At 33.7% G+C, this 17,179-nt stretch carries 19 protein-coding genes; 9 read left to right on the top strand and 10 right to left on the bottom strand.

All coding sequences use genetic code 11. The features are described from left to right. The first annotated feature begins 62 nt into the window (after window positions 1-62). The 8 genes from acsn021_RS11435 (at window position 63) to acsn021_RS11400 (ending at window position 5,825) form a co-directional block, all read left to right on the top strand. The gene (locus tag acsn021_RS11435; protein ID WP_184089357.1) at window positions 63-563 is read left to right on the top strand and encodes a GNAT family N-acetyltransferase; all 501 of its coding nucleotides are present in this window, start codon (window positions 63-65) and stop codon (window positions 561-563) included. 165 nt (window positions 564-728) lie between these two features. Next, complete coding sequence (locus acsn021_RS11430) at window positions 729-1,169, top strand: MarR family winged helix-turn-helix transcriptional regulator (RefSeq protein ID WP_184089360.1); 441 nt, start codon at window positions 729-731, stop codon at window positions 1,167-1,169. A 349-nt stretch (window positions 1,170-1,518) separates the two neighbouring features. Further along, window positions 1,519-2,016 carry a GNAT family N-acetyltransferase gene (locus acsn021_RS11425; protein ID WP_184089363.1) on the top strand — a complete coding sequence of 166 codons (498 nt, stop codon included), beginning with the start codon at window positions 1,519-1,521 and terminating at the stop codon, window positions 2,014-2,016. A 112-nt stretch (window positions 2,017-2,128) separates the two neighbouring features. Continuing rightward, window positions 2,129-2,455, top strand: coding sequence for an ArsR/SmtB family transcription factor (locus acsn021_RS11420; RefSeq protein WP_184089366.1), 327 nt, complete (start codon window positions 2,129-2,131; stop codon window positions 2,453-2,455). A 16-nt stretch (window positions 2,456-2,471) separates the two neighbouring features. Next, window positions 2,472-4,121, top strand: coding sequence for an FAD-dependent oxidoreductase (locus tag acsn021_RS11415; RefSeq protein ID WP_184089368.1), 1,650 nt, complete (start codon window positions 2,472-2,474; stop codon window positions 4,119-4,121). A 92-nt stretch (window positions 4,122-4,213) separates the two neighbouring features. After that, window positions 4,214-4,561 (top strand): ArsR/SmtB family transcription factor, encoded by a 348-nt coding sequence (locus acsn021_RS11410; RefSeq protein WP_184089371.1) that lies wholly within the window; start codon window positions 4,214-4,216, stop codon window positions 4,559-4,561. Between the two features lie 13 nt (window positions 4,562-4,574). Beyond that, entirely contained in the window at window positions 4,575-5,654 is a 1,080-nt protein-coding gene (gene arsB, locus acsn021_RS11405) for an ACR3 family arsenite efflux transporter (RefSeq protein WP_184089374.1), read from the top strand. 3 nt (window positions 5,655-5,657) lie between these two features. Further along, a complete protein-coding gene (locus tag acsn021_RS11400; RefSeq protein WP_184089377.1) occupies window positions 5,658-5,825 on the top strand; it encodes a hypothetical protein in 168 nt (55 codons plus the stop codon). A 679-nt stretch (window positions 5,826-6,504) separates the two neighbouring features. Here acsn021_RS11400 and acsn021_RS11395 read toward each other — a convergent pair. From acsn021_RS11395 to acsn021_RS11355, 10 genes are all read right to left on the bottom strand, one after another. After that, on the bottom strand, window positions 6,505-6,969 hold the full coding sequence (locus acsn021_RS11395) for an NUDIX domain-containing protein (protein ID WP_184089380.1): 465 nt from the start codon (window positions 6,967-6,969) through the stop codon (window positions 6,505-6,507). Between the two features lie 149 nt (window positions 6,970-7,118). Beyond that, entirely contained in the window at window positions 7,119-7,340 is a 222-nt protein-coding gene (locus acsn021_RS11390; protein WP_184089383.1) for a rhodanese-like domain-containing protein, read from the bottom strand. Window positions 7,341-7,563: 223 nt separating this feature from the next. Beyond that, window positions 7,564-7,734 (bottom strand): GrpB family protein, encoded by a 171-nt coding sequence (locus acsn021_RS23255; protein ID WP_408626154.1) that lies wholly within the window; start codon window positions 7,732-7,734, stop codon window positions 7,564-7,566. Beyond that, a complete protein-coding gene (locus acsn021_RS11380; RefSeq protein WP_184089386.1) occupies window positions 7,731-8,042 on the bottom strand; it encodes a GrpB family protein in 312 nt (103 codons plus the stop codon). The genes acsn021_RS23255 and acsn021_RS11380 overlap by 4 nt, the downstream gene beginning before the upstream one ends. Window positions 8,043-8,186: 144 nt before the next feature. Further along, entirely contained in the window at window positions 8,187-8,936 is a 750-nt protein-coding gene (locus tag acsn021_RS11375) for an alpha/beta hydrolase (RefSeq protein WP_184089389.1), read from the bottom strand. 265 nt (window positions 8,937-9,201) lie between these two features. Beyond that, complete coding sequence (locus acsn021_RS11370) at window positions 9,202-9,663, bottom strand: GNAT family N-acetyltransferase (RefSeq protein WP_184089392.1); 462 nt, start codon at window positions 9,661-9,663, stop codon at window positions 9,202-9,204. Between the two features lie 292 nt (window positions 9,664-9,955). Then, window positions 9,956-10,081 (bottom strand): hypothetical protein, encoded by a 126-nt coding sequence (locus acsn021_RS23000; RefSeq protein ID WP_279289739.1) that lies wholly within the window; start codon window positions 10,079-10,081, stop codon window positions 9,956-9,958. Between the two features lie 284 nt (window positions 10,082-10,365). Then, entirely contained in the window at window positions 10,366-10,791 is a 426-nt protein-coding gene (locus acsn021_RS11365) for a VOC family protein (protein ID WP_184089395.1), read from the bottom strand. Between the two features lie 427 nt (window positions 10,792-11,218). Beyond that, window positions 11,219-13,426, bottom strand: a complete 2,208-nt coding sequence (locus acsn021_RS11360; protein ID WP_184089398.1) for a WD40/YVTN/BNR-like repeat-containing protein — start codon at window positions 13,424-13,426, stop codon at window positions 11,219-11,221. A 266-nt stretch (window positions 13,427-13,692) separates the two neighbouring features. After that, window positions 13,693-15,999: a beta-galactosidase gene (locus acsn021_RS11355; protein WP_184089401.1), complete on the bottom strand. Its 2,307-nt coding sequence runs from the start codon at window positions 15,997-15,999 to the stop codon at window positions 13,693-13,695. A 177-nt stretch (window positions 16,000-16,176) separates the two neighbouring features. Here acsn021_RS11355 and acsn021_RS11350 point away from each other — a divergent pair, with 177 nt between their 5' ends. Then, entirely contained in the window at window positions 16,177-17,064 is an 888-nt protein-coding gene (locus tag acsn021_RS11350) for an AraC family transcriptional regulator (protein WP_184089404.1), read from the top strand. Window positions 17,065-17,179: the final 115 nt, after the last annotated feature.

Here is a 17,179-nt window from a genome sequence, read left to right as displayed (position 1 = left end):
TAATAAAAAGATGCTATACTTGAATTTGCAATATTACATTAAATCCTTAGGAGCAGTTTGGAATGAATCATACAATAACATTAAGAGAAATGCAACCAACAGACTGGGAACAGGTTGCAGTGATATACGAGCAAGCTTTAATCACAGGCGAATCCACTTTTCAGACAGAGATACCTGAGTATAAGGAGTGGGATAGTGGTCATCTAAAGGAATGTAGAATAGTAGCAGAACAGAATAATAGGATAATCGGCTGGGTTGCCTTAACACCCTTTAGTAATCGCCTGGTATACAAGGGGGTTGCTCAAGTAAGTATTTATATACATGAGGATTATAGAGGAAAAGGCATTGGCAGCCTTTTAATATCAGAATTGATAAACAAATCCGAAGAATTCGGTTTTTGGACGCTCCAATCTGCAATCTTTGAGTCCAATATGGCCAGTGTGAAACTCCACGAAAAGCACGGCTTTCGAATAGTTGGTTATCGTGAAAAGATCGGAAAAACCTTGACTGGTGAATGGATTAATACCTTACTGCTCGAAAGGCGAAGCCAGATTATATATTGATTTTCTTATATGAAAGATTATACTTCTCTAAATTTAGATTATATATACAGCAAATGATTAATGCCTCAAATTTATAAATACTACATTATAGATTTGAGGCATTCTTTAAAATAATAGTTGTATATTACAACTGTTGTATGTTAGTATGATTGCGAGGTGATTGAAATGGAAACCAGAGGAAATAATGTATTAAGAGAACTTCTAAGAATTTTAGTCAGAGATTTAGGTATTTTAGAAAAAAGTGATGCCTCTTGCTGTGGTATAAGTATAGCGCAGTGTCATGCCATTGTTGAGATTGGTAGAAGAGGAAGAATAACTTTAGTGGAGTTAGCTGATTTATTGGGACTGGATAAAAGTACTATGAGCCGAACGATAAACAATCTTGTTGAAGCTGATCTAGTCCTTAGGGAATTGGATATGGAAAATAGACGGTATGTAATCATTCAGTTAACGGATAATGGAAGAACTGTGTTTAAAAACACAGAAGAAAGTATGAATAGCTATTATCAAAGCATTTTTAGTTCCGTTCCGGAGGATAAAAGGAATCAGGTATTAGAAAGCCTGCAACTACTAACGTGTGCAGTTGAAGCAAACAGGTGTTGCTAAGTATTCTATAAAATGAAAAATAGTAGGAGGTGCTTGTATGTCTAAAAGCAAGAAGGATGAAATCAACTAGTATTACGGTGGTATTACCAGGAAAGTAAATAAAGATACTGATAATTCCTGTGTATGTGAAGAGTCTTGCTATGGAGATATTACTAAGGAATCTGTTACTTATTCAGAAGAGTTTATCAAAGGGTTGCCAGTGGAAGCCATAAATGTGTTAGGCTGTGCAAATCCTCTTGTGCTAGCTAACTTACAACCATGTGAAGTGTTTTAGATTTAGTTAGTGGCGGAGGCATAGATGTACTTGCCGGTGCGCATGTTAAGACATATAAATAAGGAGACAAAGAAGATGGACTATATTATAGATGAGATGAAGGATACTGATTGGGACCAAATTGCTGTTATCTATATGGAAGGAATCAATACGAAAATAGCAACATTTCAAAATTTAGCGCCAAGTTGGGAAGATTGGAATAACGGACATTGCAGGGAATGCCGGTTAGTTGCAAGAAAAGGAGATACAATACTTGGGTGGGCTGCATTATCTCCAGTTTCCAGCCGTTGTGTGTACGCAGGGGTGGCTGAACTTAGTATCTACATATCTCCTGAAAGCCGTGGCCAGAAAGTTGGGACAGTACTTTTAAATAAACTTATTAGATTGTCTGAAGATAAAGGCTATTGGACACTGCAATCAGGTATAATCAGAGAGAACGTTGCTAGCCTAAATTTACATAAGAAATGTGGCTTCAGAGAGATTGGTTATAGAGAGAAACTTGGTAAGATGGATAATGGTAAATGGCATGATGTTGTATTAGTAGAAAGAAGAAGCGGCAAAGTAGGAAACTAATCGTTTAAAGATAGACTGCATTGAAAGTCTATTTTTCTCTAAACACATTGACATTTATCGATATGAGTATTATGATATAACATATCGATAAACATAGATGTGAGGTGACATTATGGATGATAAAATGTATGAATATGAGCAAAATGCTATTGTATTTAAAGCATTGTGCGACTCCAATAGATTAATGATAATTGGCCTATTAAAAAGCGGAGAAAAATGTGCATGCGATTTATTAGAGGAAATGAATATATCCCAATCAACCTTATCTCATCATATGAAACTTTTATGTGAATCAGGATTAATAAATTGTAGAAGAGAAGGTAAATGGATGAATTATTCTCTCAGACAAAAGGGATTTGCAAAAGCTAATAGTTTATTACAAGACATCATGCAAGCAGCTATATTAATTGACATGGATGAATCATGTGATTGTGAATAGTGAAGGAGGAAAATTAATGCGAATTATTATAATCGGTGCTGTAGCTGCTGGAACATCCGCTGCAGCAAAAGCCAGAAGAAATAGTGAAGATTCAGAAATTATAATATATGAAAAGGATACCTTTATATCTTACTCCGGTTGTGGTATGCCTTATTATATCGGGGAAGAGATTGAAAATGCTGATACACTGACTCCACGTGATCCAGCTTTCTTCAAAAGTAAATATAACGTAGATATCTATACACTTCATGAAGTTTTGTCTATCCATCCAGATGAGAAAGAAATAACGATTAGAAACCTTTTAACGGATGAGGTGTTTACAGATTATTATGACCAGCTGGTACTTTCTACAGGAGCAAGAGCAGTTATTCCACCTATAAAAGGTACTGACTTTAAACATGTATTCGCATTACGCAACATAAATGATATGAATCGTATTAAGGATTATATCGATAGCTATCATCCACAATCCGCAGTGATTGTTGGTACCGGATTTATTGGTTTAGAAGTGTGTGAAAACTTAAAAAATATTGGAATGAGCACAACATTAATAGAAAGATTATCACAGGTTACTCCTGGGTTGGATTCTGATATGGCTGTCTATGTTGAAGAACATCTAAGACATAAAGATATATCCGTGATGACAGATATCTCGGTAAAAGAGATTTCTGAAAACCATGTAATATTATCAGATGATACAAAGCTAACAGCTGATATGGTCCTGCTATCTACGGGCGTTCGGCCAAATATTGAACTGGCAAAAGCGGCAGGTATCGAACTTGGAGTAACGGGTGCCATTAAGGTAAATAGCAAAATGGAGACCAACCTAAAAAATATCTATGCCTGTGGAGATTGTATTGAGCAATTTCATGTAGTGACCGGTAAACCTGTTTATAGACCCTTAGGTTCTACCGCCAATAAAACTGGAAGAATAGCTGGAGATAACATAACAGGAGGCAATCTTGAATTTAGAGGAGTTCTCGGTACAGGAATCTTTAAAATATTTGATAAGACAGTAGCACAAACAGGTCTTTCAGAACGAGAAGCACACGAACTAGGATATGATGTTGTAGTATGCCATAATATAAAACCAAATAAACCGGATTATATGGGTGGCAAAGAAATGGTAATTAAGGGGATTGCTGATAAGGTAACCGGCAGACTTCTTGGGGCACAAATTATTGGATATGAGGGTGTAGATAAAAGAATTGATGTATTTGTAACCGCAATCACATTTAAAGCGAATGTAGAAGATCTGTTCCATCTGGATTTAGCATATGCACCACCTTTTTCAACAACAAAAGATCCGGTAATGTATACTGGTATGATACTTGACAATGCAATTCATAATGGCAGAGCCTTGATGACTGCACAGGGATTGGATGAACTAATTGAATCCGGCGAAAAGTATACCTTGATAGATGCTAGAGTAGTAAAACAGTATGATAAGAACCATATTGAAACTGCAAAAAGTATTCCCCATTCCAAATTAAGAATCGAATTATCTGAGATAGATCAAGAAGAAGTAGTGGTAACTTACTGTAATAAAGGTGTGACAGGTAATGCAGCCCAAAACATTCTCATAGGCAGAGGCTTGAAAAAAGTATATAACCTATCCGGCGGCCAAATGCAATACAGCAAGATACATACTAAAAATAAGAAATAATATTGTGGAGTATTGTAACAAAAGGTTTTTATTATCATATATATGCTTATATACATATATGCTCATATATTTAATAATAGGAGGAATATACCATGGTAGAAATCTTTAAGGCCTTATCTGAAGAAAGTAGATTACGGATACTTTCGTTAATATGGGACGGTGAATTGTGTGTTTGTGAAATTGAATCATGTCTTAAAATGACACAATCCAATGCTTCTCGCCATCTATCAGTATTAAAAAGGTGCGGAATACTCAACAGTTACAAAAATGCTCAATGGACCTATTATCGGGTTCATAAAGATTTTATCCAGGAGAACAAAGAGCTATGGGATTATCTGCAACAAAAGCTAACTAAGCTTCCAACTTTTATATCGGATCAGGAAACGTATAGAAAATTCAAAGCACAGGAATTATGCAATTGCAGTAAAGAACCACATTAAAGGAGTTATAAAAATGAAAAAAGAAAAAGCACAAGATATTGGTTTTTTTGAGAAATACCTATCTATTTGGGTACTTCTCTGTATGGTATCAGGTATATTAATTGGACGATTTTTACCTGGTATTCCTGAAATTTTAAGCAAAATGCAGTTTGCAGGGCAAAACATACCCATCGCAGTACTCATTTGGATTATGATTTATCCAATGATGATAAAGATTGATTTTCAATCACTAAAAAACGTTGGTAAACATCCATTGGGTATTGTAATATCTAGCGGTAGTAGTTGGTTGATTAAACCTTTTCTAATGTTTGGGCTTGCATCATTATTCTTTCTTGTGATATTTAAAGCGCTTATACCTGCAGGTTTAGCACAAGATTTTGTAACAGGTGCGGTTCTATTAGGTACCGCTCCTTGTACTGCAATGGTATTTGTATGGAGTAATCTGACAAAGGGTGATCCGGCACATACCCTTGTACAGGTATCAATAAATGATCTTCTTATACTGATTCTTTTTGTACCGATAGTTCGATTTTTATTAGGTGTTAACAATGTTCAGATTCCTTGGGATACGCTAATATTTTCTATCGTACTATTTGTAGTTGTTCCATTGATTGGAGGCTTCCTTACACGCGCTTTTATGATTAAGAATAAAGGCCTAGAATACCTCAATGAAAAATTTGTTACCAAATTTGACGGTATTACGACCTTGGGCCTACTATTGACACTTATAATTATCTTTACCTTCCAGGGAGATATTATTTTAGCACAGCCGTTATTTGTTCTTTTAATCGCTGTACCACTTATTTTGCAAAATGTTATATCAGCTACTTTTACGTATCAGATATGCAAATGGACAAAACAACCCCATAACATAGCCGCACCTGCAGCTCTGATTGCAGCTTCTGATTTTTTTGAACTTTCTGTGGCAGTAGCAATTGCGATTTTCGGACCAACATCTCCGGTAGTACTTGCCTGCACGGTAGGAGTGTTGACAGAGGTTCCTGTTATGTTATTACTTGTTAAGTTTGTTAATAAAACAAAACATTGGTTCCCACAGCCAATACAAATAATTGATAAGAAAAAGGAGTATTAATCAATGAAAAATGCTTCACTATATCAGTCTGGAACCACTAATCAGCTGTTGGCTACAAAAGCAAGCAACGAAGTCGAGTGGATTCAAGAAGTGGATGCACATACCGGGGGGCAATTCGCCATAAAAGGTTGGATACCAGATGAAATCGTATATAAGAACAATAAATTATAAGAGTATAAATAGAAATATTTTACACATTTATTAATATAGAAAATGAATTAAATTTGGTTCACATCACATTATGAATTAAATCTGGTTCACAAAACAAACTATGAACCAGATTTAATTCATTAATTTTATAAGTTACCTAGAGTAATATAAGATAAAAAGAGTAAGTTGTGAACCTAAATAATTCATATTATGAACCAAATATAATACATTTGACAAATATTTAATTTAACATTATTTTTTTTTTTATATGAGTAACAGTAAGAGGCAGAAAATCACTTTAACTATTCGTTAAACTTGCGTTTCGCGAATAGTTACATGCCTCTTTTATTTACAATAACCCCCAAATAACCAAAAAAAATTTGCTCTTTTCGAGGGACATAAATGTTTCTAAATCAAGGACATAACTCTTTCTAAACGAATTATATTCACTATACTCCGTACGCTCTAAATAATGATATGGACATTAATTGGTCTAATTGTTATAATGCGGACATAAATTTGTCTAAAAGTATCTTAAGATCTACTTACCAGCATAAAGCATATACTTGATTATGAATATTAATTAAAACATCCTTGTGATTTCTTTCAATGTCTCTTTCAAACTTATAGGATATATTCCTGTTTTGCTTTTCTCATATGGTATTAACTCTAAATTCCACATACTTTTTTATATTTTTTGTTAATCAGTAACTTCTGGGTCTCCAATTCCTTCATTCCCTAAATATACCTTGTATTCTTTTCCCTCATATAAGTTCATAATCTGTCTTCGCAATCTTGAGGGGTAAAGGGGTAAATGATTCAGCGTCTTTATCTCAAGCCAATCAAATCCCACTTGGTTCGTATCACTATGTAATACAGAGTTTTTGATTTCTCCAATATATTCACATAAAAATACCATGTCTACTCTATGAAATCTTTCTCCATGTACACCTTCAATAACAAAAACTAATTCTTTTGCTTCCACATTCATTCCTAACTCTTCAGCAACTTCTCTACATACTGCTTTAGAAAGGAGTTCTTCTGTTTCCTGTCCACCACCAGGCATAATGTACCACTCTTCATTTTCGTCCTTTATTTTAATTGCAAGCATCTTTCCGTCTTTGATAATTAATGCCTTCGCTGAATTTCTAATCATTCTATCCATAAAAACCTCCACATATATTGCCCTACAAACTGCATTTTGTTTAATGCTTTAGAAACGCCATATAAGAATATTCCAGTTAATTACGCCATTAATAATTTGATACAATAACTTAACTTTTATTTTTGGGCATGTGTCTTACAGTAATGCTACTAGCCTCCAGATAAGTTATAAACTTTTTTCATTCCGCTACCCAGGAGGATGTTTTGGGCCGCATTACCTGTCACACCTTTGTTACAGTAAGTTACTACTATTTCTTCATTATCCAATTCTGATGATTCGTTTCTTAATTTGCCTTGTGGAATACTCTTTGCAGTTTCAATATGGCTCTTTTCGTACTGCTTTAAATACAATAGCATTTTGTTCATATTCATATATTTTGTCCATAATGTCACCTCATATCTATTTTAATGGATATGTTGAATATAGTATACATATCGATATGAGTCGGATGTGTATACTTATTAAAATAGACTGCCATTCGCAGTCTATTTTAAATCCCTTAACTTCTGATAATCCTCATTGGCTTTATCAAAATGCAATCATTTCTCATTCGATAACAATAGTGAACAAAAATAACTGCACATTATGCTTTTACTATTTAGCGGAGTATTCATCTGCAAGTTGTTTTATTTTATCAAAAAACGCTTGTTTACCTTCTGTGTATTTATTTCTATCATTGGAATAAATCTTAAAAAGCTCTTGCTTTAATAATTCATACTCCTTTGCATATTCCGAATGTGAACGGATAAAATCTCTAAATTTTATCTGGTCATGAAAAAGCTCAAGGTGCTTTTCTTCATAACAATGTATATGTTGTAAAGAAACCTATAATACTCATATCCACTTTTCTTCATTGCATTAAAAACGGGGTCTGATATTTTTTTAAATAGAATCGCTATATCTAGCATGGGTTTAGCAATTATACCTTTTATCGCAGTGCTACCTACATGTTGAATATCGACTATATTATCACCGTGAATATTTATTAGAGCCAGTTTCGTTTTTTCGAACACCTCTGCCCATTTTTCATCATGTTCTACTAAACGAACCTTAGATTTTGGAACACCTAACATACAGCACCTCTCTGCATAAAATAATAATAGCTTTCAGTTCGCAACTGCCACCAATTGTGACAGACATATAAAGATTATACCACAATTTTACACTTATTCAAACATTAAGTCAGTACAATTTGAGAGCAATAAGACATCATAAATTTATAGAATTTGATTCAGTTCATGTCCCGCACCCTCGAATATGTTGTACATGTGCGGAATATGCAATGAATCCAAGTATAAATGCAAAATCTCATTATCACAAAACAATATATCAGCCGTTCCTATATGCATATTTATATTCAGGCTGCCGCGAATCTTTTCTGCATTTTGCCTTATCAAGCACAAAATATTGCCATCGTCAAAATATCTTTCTTCTGCCATCATATCTGTATACAGCTCATTGGCCTTCTTCGGATCTGCACCCACAGTATTAGAGTCTTTGTGATAATAATGGTGATATGTGCCTGCGTAAGCTGTTACCGAAGAAAATAAATCAGGATATTTAACAGCATAGTTAAGCGCCATACCGCCACCCATCGAAAAGCCTGAAATTGATCTGCCTCTGCGGGCTGTTATCGTTTTGTATTCTCTTTCGATATGTGGTATTAACTCGTTAATAAACATGAACTCAACAGGCAATTTTTCATATTTTTCAATAACCGGGGAATTATTAGGAAACACAGTAATCTCTGATTTGGATTTGTATATTTTTTCCATCGTCCACACTTCGGATGATTCATTGCCGGTCCATCCATGTAAATGATACAAAACTGAAAAATTTTCGTCAGTCTCATTATAACCCTGTGGTAAATAAATATTATAGCCGATATCGCAAGCCATAAACTGACTATAATATGTTTTGTGTATAACATTTTCCGGTGACTCAGTTGGTGAATTTATGAACTTCATTTTCTACTCCTTTTTGCAAAAAGTCATATGCTTTAAGTAGTTTGTTTTGGTAATCATAATTAGTACATATTTCAACTATGCTTATTGCATCACATATTTTTAGACTCTTAATTTTATAAATCGATAAGTGAATTGGACTAGATTCCTTTTTATCCAGAATTATTCTCCACAATATAGCTCAATATGAATATTTTGATTTACTCGGACCCAATATATGTATCTTACCTGGAAGGTAAGTTCCTGTGTACATTTCGAGTGTCGGAATTTATCTATTTCGATGAATGTACATTCTAGTTTGTTCTTCTTCTCCATCTGGATGAACCATACATAAAAACTCCCAACCATAACGCTCATAAAAGGAAGTGTGATGCGTTATGAGATAAAGTGTTTTTATATTTTTTTTATTCATATCCTCACATGTAAATTCAAGCAATTTACCTGCTATACCCTGACAACGATATTCTGCTTCAACATAGACAGCACAAATATTCGGTGTTAAATCTTTTCTATCATGAAAATCATTTTCTATTATACCTAGTCCACCTATTATTTCATCTTCTAGCATTGCAACATACCATTGTGGTATGCTATTCTCAGATTTTATACATATATCAATACTTTCCAGATATGCTTCGACTGGAACTTTCCACTTTTCATGAAACCAATTCGCAACTTTATCTCGCAACAATGGTTGTTCCTGAACCTTTACCATTTTATATTCTCTCATAATAAAATAATCTCCTTTGCAAATTTTGATTTATTTTCCAAACTTCCCATTGGTATAATATGTATTTCCAATAGATCACTTATTTGATTATATTACAAAATACATAAACTAAAATATTATCTTTTATTACATTTTTATATGAAAGCGACAAAACTAATTACTGCTAAGCCGTTTATTTTTGGGTTTTGTCCATTGCTAATTTAACCCAAAAAATTTATTACATTCTGTAGATGCTCTACGAGATTATTGATAATAGGTAAGTCACTCATCATGCAATATGCATTCATCAAGTCTACGAATGTTCAGATAACATTTGTCGCATTTTTCTAACTCTGATTACATCTGCTTTATTAAGTTCTTCAAAATAAATTCCATCACATGGGTGAACATGTTTCTTCTCAAAATCTAAAATATTCATATAAATCCTCCATTCGAATGTGGAGGGTTATTTTACGTGAGCCCTCCTTACACGTTTATCAGTAGTTACATTTTTCTTAATCATACGCAATCGCTCCTTTGACTAACTATTTATCACAACGCAATGCGCGCCATCATACATAGTTTATAAATAACTTTGATACAAATACATCAATAAGAGGTTTTGTATCTATATCAACTCACATTATACCTCAATCTAGTAAAAATAAATATCTTTTCTTTATTATATGTAATAATTAATAGTGTAGGTTTAACATGCATTAGTCATCTCCTATTTTCTTCCTCATGCCCTCTACTTCCGATTTCAAGCAAATTACCTTCAGGATCTGCAACATAAAAATTTCGTATACCAAATGGATAGGTTACAGGCTCACCTGTAAATGACTTTACTCCAAGTGTCATTAATCGCTCATATTCTTTGTCAACATCAGAAAAATTTGGAAGCCAAATACCAATTTCCATTGTCAGGTTAATTCCCTTTGGCGGGTAATGGGGCTCACCTACAGCTTCTGCAAAAGCTTTTCGATCATACATAAATAATGATAAAGGACCACTGTTTGTTTTAAACTCAGCAAATAATCCACCGTCCCAATCGGTCTCAAATTCCATGATGTTTCTATAAAACGAAACCATCTTTCCTATATCTTGAACAAACAGACCCACACCGACATTAGCTTTCATACCATTCATAACCTATTCCTCCAGTAATCATATTTTTATTTATCATAACACGCAAAAATGACAACAGCATGTCCTGTTCAAGTTATAAATAATCTGTAGTTTGCCTTGATAAATTATAGCGAACCTATCGCATATTTGTTTGATATTTTTTTCAGCCTTGTCTTTACTTTATTAGCAGGTTTATTGCTACAATAAGTACTTCCAATATATCACTTTTTGGATAATATTACAAATATATGCTAAAATAATATCTTTTATTATTTTGTCGTTTTATCAGATTATACAAATAAAAGAATATATAAACCAAATCATTTGATTTACATATTCTTTATTTTCTTAAGAACTAATATACCGGTTATAAAAATATAATGGGAAGTCAGGATTTACCCTTCTATAAATTGATTTTATCTATTTTACCTTCTAGAATAAAATATTGTTAGTACTGAAGTACATATTCCCTTTTATTTTCTATATAACTACTTTTTATTGGTATTGTGGTATTTTTTGATTTGACTGAAGCAAACATAACCCCCATGTCTCCCACAATAATAAATTTCTTGCCATCCCAAAGTCCGCCTGCTAATTTTTGGTTGGTCATTTTATTCTTCTTTGTGTATTTTACACCATCCGCAGATACATATATAGATCCATCATTATCGAATGCCAGAAAGGTTTTATTTCCATAGGTACCTGCTACAAAATCTTCTTCGCTGTCTTGTATGATCCAATTTTTACCATCAGAGGATGTTGCTACTACATATTCATCGCTAAAAATATCTTTATCAAGTAATTTTCCACCAATGGTTACAAATTTCTTACCCGTCCATACTACATCAGAAGCTGATAAATGGTAGCTTTTACCTCCTTTTTTCACCTTCACACTCGTCCATTTATTATAATTAGTTGCAGTATACAAACTACCTGCCCATATATTCTTGGAGAAATCATGTGTTGCTCTGATTCCAACATATATTTTCCCATTGGTAACAATTTTTTGAGGCATTGTATCTGTTAGACTATAACCACTCCATTTTTTACCATCCTTCGAAGTAATTAGCCCATGTCTGGTAAAAATCTGATATTTACCATCTAAATATTGTGAACCGTATGTATAGGAAAACTCATCAGAAAAGCTCATTTTTTTCCAATCCCCTACTTTATTCGAATAATAGTAAAAGCAATTACCATCGTTTGCACTTGTATTACCGACAATCAGCGCTGTTCCATTATGTGCTACAACGGTTTCTGTATTCATTCCTTTTATATTATCTCCAAAATCAACTTTTGTCCAGCTGTAACCATCAGCGGACTCTAATACCCCTTCACTTTCTTCAGTTCCATACGCAAAATACCTACTTTTACCATCGTATACAACATTGGTATAGTCTGCCGGCAGTCGCTCTCTGACAACCGTTCCCTCTGTCAAATCCTTTGTTACAAGTATGGTTCCATTATTTCCAACTTGTATATACTGTTCTCCATCATAAACCATTTTATTAATATTAGCGGTTTCTCCTGCTTCATCTGTATACCCCCATGCCTTGTAATAGACTTCCCAACGATTACTCAGCATTTTCCATGCAGCTCCATTTTTTGATGTTAATATCATCCCTTTATAACCTGCAATAACATACTTACTGCCGTCCCAAATCACCGTTCGCATGGATAAATTCGCAAATCCATTTGCTTTTCCATATTTCTTTATAGTATCATCTACTTCATGAGTTAATGATCCCAAATTAGTAGGATTAATAACAGATTTCCATGTTGTTCCATTGGTCGAGGTATGTATCGCAGCTCCCATAGAATCTACGCTTCCATCCCAGTTAATCATCATGTATTTTCCATTTTCATAGATAATATCCATTATGCTTCCACGTACTTTTGGTGTTGTTATCTTCCATTTTTTTAAATCTGTTGAAAATGCTATTTGTGTTTCGGATGTAATGAAATATTTTTGACCAGTATATACCACTGTCTCCATGTTCTCCATACCAGTGTAATCAGCCTTCCACTTCTTCCCATCAGACGATGTTACCACAAAATCGCTATACAAACTGGCTTGTTTAAAGTCGGAATATTTTCCTGCTCTAAGTGTACCTGTATTAACCTTCCAGTGACCAACTGCAACGTATTTCTTTCCATCCCATATTACATCTCGAAATTCCACTTCGCTCTGCTTAGGTTGTTTTTTCCAGTTAATACTATATTTTTCATCGTTATATTTTTGGTTCTTTCCAGTTATACTTTGATATGTTAGTTGCTTATCAAAGGTTACAGCTGCCTTAATCCATGTGCTGCCATCCTTTGATTTTATAATGACACCATCACTTCCAACCACAATAAACTCATTTCCATTGGTTGCAATTGACTTTAAATCAGATGTTGTCTGTAAGGATACTCGTTTCCAGTCCAAACCATTGCTGGAACGCAGTATCGTGCCCTCATCTCCAACAGCTATGTATATTTTTTTCTTATTATAGGTAATATCCGTTAAATTTCCGCTTTCTGACTCTTGACTTATTTTTTTCCATGTTATGTCTTTCCCTGCTGTCGCTGCACTTGATATTAACGGTTTGTACCCCATACTTAACAAGGTTATACATAACAAACCTATTAATACCCTCTTCCTTCGCATGTGCATTTCAATATGCCTCCTATTATATTCGCCCTTTTTACTTTTTGCTATAAATATGGTTCATGTATTAACACATGATTGTATTTACTAATTAGACATTATACTATTGTTATATTATTAACTCAAGAAAATAATGTATAACATCGGAATCACCTGACATAGATGCAATGAAAAATGGTATATTAATTCCGAGGTTTAATTACAAAATGCCTGTGTTTAACATTCTAATATACTTCACAATCGCTCGGTGTTAACATTTAGCTATACTACCATTATATTATTCTGTATTCGGGAACAATTTTATAATCTACTAAATTAAGTGCTTTATCATCTACCATATCCGGCCATTTGTCTAAATAAATAAAAGCCTCCTTACTTAATGGACTAATGTCTAGTAACCAATTACCTTTACACAAATCTTTCTCAAATCTTTTTAATCCAATCCTCCAAGTTAAGCCTGTATAAAACCAATCAGCCTTTAATTTTCCATCTTGAGTTAATTCTGCTATATCGCCTTCAAAATTAATCTCTAAAAATACATCGGTACAGCCAGCTAAATACTCCTTTTCTACTATAAGTGCATATTGTAAATGTCCGTTTGTTAATACTCCAAGCTTATTTAATTTTATTGCCGGCTTTACAGGTGTCCATCTGACACTGTATAAGTTAAAAATGCCATTTACAGAATTCGAACTATATTTATCTAATTTTTGTTCAGAAGGCAGGGCTGGAAATGTTAAAACTGTTACTTCTTCTTCACCTATTGAGACAACTTGTACTTGTTGGTCATCTACATAAGTGTCCGCTTCAGATATTATAATATATGAGTTATTATTAATATCAACTTTATTTAATTGAGTGGCTTGTTGTTTTGTTAAAGTAACTATATTTATCGTATCGCCGTTCTGATTCTTAAGTATAATTGGATCTAGAATTGTATTATCTCTATTAAAGGTTTGTTTGAGAATGGTCACACCATTAGAGTTACTACATACATTACCGGACAAAATTGCTTTTATTGTTAAGCTATCCATCCTATACTCTATGTCATAATCCATATCACCATAATAAAAATAATAATATTCATTACAAACCTGAAGACTTGTCAGTGGTTGCACTGTTGCACATATCATTCTAATGCCATTCAGATTTTGATTAAAAGGTAATAATCTCCATTCTCCACTTTTTAAATCAACTCGTGGAAATTGTATTGTATCATTATCAGTTTTAATTTTAAAACATAAATCTTCATGAGGGCTCATAGTAAGATTGTGCTGATAATTATTTATAAACAGAAATCCACTATTTCCATAATAGCGTACAGCATATCTTAACGTTGAGGAGTCATCTGGTCGGATTTCATTGTCATTTGGGATAAAACTAGCGGCCTGTGTAAGTATTGCTTCTTGATCTTTTGCGAATAAATGTAATCGTCTTAATGCATGATAAGATGGATTACTTTGGCCGTATTCCCCTAAAGGTGCCTGGTAATCATATGAAAGTTTAGGCAAATCATTCGGATAGCCTGTTGCTCTTGACTCTTGAAGTGTTGTTAACTCTCCGATTGGATTTGTACCTCCCTGATACATGTAATAACCAAGCATGATTGCTCCTGAACCCAATTTTACAAAGGCCATGGATTCCGTATCTTCCTTAGTTATTATAGGACGTCTCTGATAGTTGGCTTGCATTCCGCCTCCTAATTCACAGGTGGCAAAAGGATAGTTATTAATATCATATGAACTGCTAAAATGCTCATTTTTCGATAGGTCAGAACCAACTGTTAAGTCATCTCTTATTGACGTAAATACAAAATTGATATTTGGAGGAACTACGTCAATGTGTTGTTCCCAAGAGCCTTCTACATATGCTGCCATAAGAGGAAGAAATTCTCCTTCAACAACAACCGACCCTCCCCACCCGGTAGATGTATAAATAGGAATATCAAATCCAATCTCAAGTGCCATTTTTTTAAGTATCATCATATGCTCCCGGCCTTCGTATCCTCTTAGACCATGGCAAAGCCCATATTCATTATCAATCTGAATTCCTATAATTGGCCCGTTATCCTTGTAAAACAGATCTTTTACTTGTTGATAGATTTCTTGATATAATCTCCTGCTATATTTAAAATACTCCGTATCATTTGTACCAGGCGACTTTGTCTTTTCAAAAAGCCAATCAGGATATCCTCCATTTCTAACTTCACCATGATCCCAAGGACCTATTCTTAAGATAACATTCAGACCAACTTCTTTACAAAGAGTAATAAATCTCTTAACATCAAAACGTCCACTCCACTTAAACGTGCCTTCTATCTCTTCATGATGAATCCAAAATACATAGGTGGCAATGGTATCTAAACCACCAGCTTTTGCTCTATATAGTGCTTCTTTCCAGTATTCACTTGGATATCTGGAATAATGAAACTCTCCTGTAATTGGAAACCATGGGGCATCGTTCTTAAAAAAATGAGTTCTATTGACTCCAATATTTACACCATTTAAGTTATTTCCGCTCATTATAGTCTCTGATTTAATTCCCTCTGTTGAGGGTAAATTGATATTGATTTCCTTCACTATTTTCCTCCATTGTTTTATTATTAAGTAAATTAGATTATACCATCTACAAGTAACTGTCTTCGTTATACCGAATTAAAAAATGTTTTAATCTATATAAATTATATAGTATAATACAAATGAATAAAATTCAGTGGATTGCTAATTTAATACACAATATTGCTATTTGGAGGCATTATGTATAAGGATAATTTAAAACTTACAAGTTCGATGGGAACAACTCTATATATTCCTGAAAATATTATAGAAAAAGAACGTAAAGATACATTTTTAGAGAATATGATAATCACAAAAATCGGGTATTTTAAAGAAGCCAAAAGGCATGCCGTTGAGAGACCTGGGATTAACGAATATATAATGCTTTATTGCATAGAAGGGAATGGCTGGTTAAGAACCGATGAAATGACGAAGCTTATTTCTAAAGGTAATTTGGTTTTATTAGAATCGAACACTCCACATGCGTATGGAGCTGCACAAGATAATCCATGGTCTATTTACTGGGTACATTTTATTGGAAAAGGAATAGCTGATATTTTCTACAGGCTGGAAATTTCAAAGCAGTCTCCCATTGTACAGGTTGGTGTAAGAGCAGAGTTATCACTGTCAATGGAAGTGGCATTGCGAACCTTATCAAACGGTTATAGCTTTTCAGATCTTTTTCATGCTTCATCCACTTTGCAAAACTTTTTTTCAAATATATTGCAAATAAAAACGTATTCACATCTTCAAGCTACAAATAATATAAATCTTGAAGATTTGATATTATTTATGAAAAGTAACATACAAGAAGTGTACACATTGGAGCAACTTGCGGATAAGATGTGTATGTCAAAATATCACTTTAGCAGGAAGTTTAAAGAAAGAACCGGTTATTCCCCAATTGACTACTTCACAAGAATGAAGATCCAAAAAGCCTGCGAACTTCTTGAAACTAGTTTGGTAGAAATAAAAGTTATAAGCGAATACCTGTCTTTTAGTACTCCATATTATTTTTCAGAGGTCTTTAAGAAAATAACAGGATATTCTCCAAAAAACTATAGAAAGAAATATGGATTAGTTTTATAATTCCTAAAATAATACTTTTAACTGAGGAATAGTCATGGAAACGACAAATCTAATTATAGTTTAATGGGTGTTTTGTGTTGTAATAAATACCAAGACAAATCAGTGATATAGTCCT

The sequence above is a fragment of the Anaerocolumna cellulosilytica genome (assembly GCF_014218335.1).
Taxonomy (GTDB): Bacteria; Bacillota; Clostridia; order Lachnospirales; family Lachnospiraceae; genus Anaerocolumna; species Anaerocolumna cellulosilytica.
Note: the sequence above shows the minus strand (reverse complement) of the source record. Positions and strands in the feature narration are given on the sequence as shown.

Bases quoted from the DNA above. Each gene is read 5' to 3' on its own strand.
- acsn021_RS11375 (WP_184089389.1), bottom strand. From the start codon at position 8,936: ATGAAGTTCATAAATTCACCAACTGAGTCACCGGAAAATGTTATACAC.
- acsn021_RS11435 (WP_184089357.1), top strand. From the start codon at position 63: ATGAATCATACAATAACATTAAGAGAAATGCAACCAACAGACTGGGAA.
- acsn021_RS11350 (WP_184089404.1), top strand. From the start codon at position 16,177: ATGTATAAGGATAATTTAAAACTTACAAGTTCGATGGGAACAACTCTA.
- acsn021_RS11390 (WP_184089383.1), bottom strand. From the start codon at position 7,340: ATGAATATGAACAAAATGCTATTGTATTTAAAGCAGTACGAAAAGAGC.
- acsn021_RS11365 (WP_184089395.1), bottom strand. From the start codon at position 10,791: ATGAATGGTATGAAAGCTAATGTCGGTGTGGGTCTGTTTGTTCAAGAT.
- acsn021_RS11410 (WP_184089371.1), top strand. From the start codon at position 4,214: ATGGTAGAAATCTTTAAGGCCTTATCTGAAGAAAGTAGATTACGGATA.
- acsn021_RS11360 (WP_184089398.1), bottom strand. From the start codon at position 13,426: ATGCACATGCGAAGGAAGAGGGTATTAATAGGTTTGTTATGTATAACC.
- acsn021_RS11400 (WP_184089377.1), top strand. From the start codon at position 5,658: ATGAAAAATGCTTCACTATATCAGTCTGGAACCACTAATCAGCTGTTG.
- acsn021_RS11395 (WP_184089380.1), bottom strand. From the start codon at position 6,969: ATGGATAGAATGATTAGAAATTCAGCGAAGGCATTAATTATCAAAGAC.
- acsn021_RS23000 (WP_279289739.1), bottom strand. From the start codon at position 10,081: ATGAATATTTTAGATTTTGAGAAGAAACATGTTCACCCATGTGATGGA.
- acsn021_RS11430 (WP_184089360.1), top strand. From the start codon at position 729: ATGGAAACCAGAGGAAATAATGTATTAAGAGAACTTCTAAGAATTTTA.
- acsn021_RS11420 (WP_184089366.1), top strand. From the start codon at position 2,129: ATGGATGATAAAATGTATGAATATGAGCAAAATGCTATTGTATTTAAA.
- acsn021_RS11380 (WP_184089386.1), bottom strand. From the start codon at position 8,042: ATGTTAGGTGTTCCAAAATCTAAGGTTCGTTTAGTAGAACATGATGAA.
- arsB (WP_184089374.1), top strand. From the start codon at position 4,575: ATGAAAAAAGAAAAAGCACAAGATATTGGTTTTTTTGAGAAATACCTA.
- acsn021_RS11425 (WP_184089363.1), top strand. From the start codon at position 1,519: ATGGACTATATTATAGATGAGATGAAGGATACTGATTGGGACCAAATT.
- acsn021_RS11415 (WP_184089368.1), top strand. From the start codon at position 2,472: ATGCGAATTATTATAATCGGTGCTGTAGCTGCTGGAACATCCGCTGCA.
- acsn021_RS11370 (WP_184089392.1), bottom strand. From the start codon at position 9,663: ATGAGAGAATATAAAATGGTAAAGGTTCAGGAACAACCATTGTTGCGA.